2 protein-coding genes are annotated in these 1,015 nt (G+C 65.4%); both read right to left on the bottom strand.

Annotation, left to right across the window (positions count from 1 at the left end):
- The coding region (locus tag BEK98_RS44350) for a metallophosphoesterase family protein (protein ID WP_244202249.1) at window positions 1-854 on the bottom strand (854 nt) is incomplete at its 3' end.
- 71 nt (window positions 855-925) lie between these two features.
- Window positions 926-1,015, bottom strand: a 90-nt coding sequence (locus BEK98_RS44345) for a cupredoxin domain-containing protein (protein WP_244202250.1), incomplete at its 5' end; no start/stop codon positions are given.

The following is a 1,015-nucleotide window of genomic DNA, read 5'->3' as shown; positions in this document are numbered from 1 at the left end:
TCTCTGAGCTGCCGGGCAGGGACGACCTGGGGGGTGGGGGCGGGGGCGCGGCCCGGTTTAGGCAGGGGGTAGGCGGTGGTGGTGGCGGAGTGGAAGGTGATGTTGCCCTCTGTCTTGGTGAACAGCTGGTGGAGGTGCCCGTTGAGACAGGTGACGGAGGAGAAGCGGCGCAGGAGGGCGATGACCTTGAGGGCGTCGTCGGTGCTCCAGCCCCACTGCGGGTACATGGCGAACAGCGGGATGTGGCTGAAGACCACGACGGGGGTGTCCGAAGACAGTCCCGCCAGGTCCTTGCGTACGAAGTCGATCTGCGCGTTGCCGAGGTGCCCGAGCTTCTCCAGGCTCAGGGTGTTGACCAGGGCGATGAAGTGCACGCCGTGGGTGTCGAAGCTGTACCAGCCATCGCCGAGCGTGCCCATGCCGAAGGTCCGCCGGTAGGCGCGGCCCGCATCACCGATGGAGTCGTGCTCGCCCGGCACGGTGAAGACGCGGTCTGTCTTCATTCCGGTCATCATCTGCTTGACCTGGTCGAACTGCCCGATCGTGGACAGGTGGGTCAGGTCGCCGCTGTGCATGACGAAGTCCGGTCTGAATCCGAGTGAGTTGACCTGGTTGATCGCTTCGGAGAATGAGCCGGCCACGTCCATGTTCGCCGGGCCGTGGAACCCGATATGACTGTCGGAGACCTGCACGAATCGCAGCGTGCCGCTTTCCGCTGCGGCGGCACCAGCGGCGGCACCGGCGTTGGTGTCCCGGGAGTCCGCGATGTGGCTGATCACCTCTCCACTGGCCACGGTCAGCACCACCGCGCCGCCGAACCACCCTGCGTGCCGGATGAGTTGACGCCGAGTCATACCGTGCTCGGTTTCAGGCTGACCGGCGTCGTCGGCCGGTGTTCCATCGTGACTGTCGTAGTAGTCGGTCATCAGGTCACCGCCACGGTGGCGGTCATGAACGGATGGATGGTGCAGAGGTAGGCGTAGGTGCCGGGCTTGGTGAACGTGTAGCTGTAGGC

Origin of the sequence: Streptomyces diastatochromogenes, from assembly GCF_002242805.1 — a bacterium.
In the GTDB taxonomy this organism is placed as follows: domain Bacteria; phylum Actinomycetota; class Actinomycetes; order Streptomycetales; family Streptomycetaceae; genus Streptomyces; species Streptomyces diastatochromogenes.
Note: the sequence above shows the minus strand (reverse complement) of the source record. Positions and strands in the feature narration are given on the sequence as shown.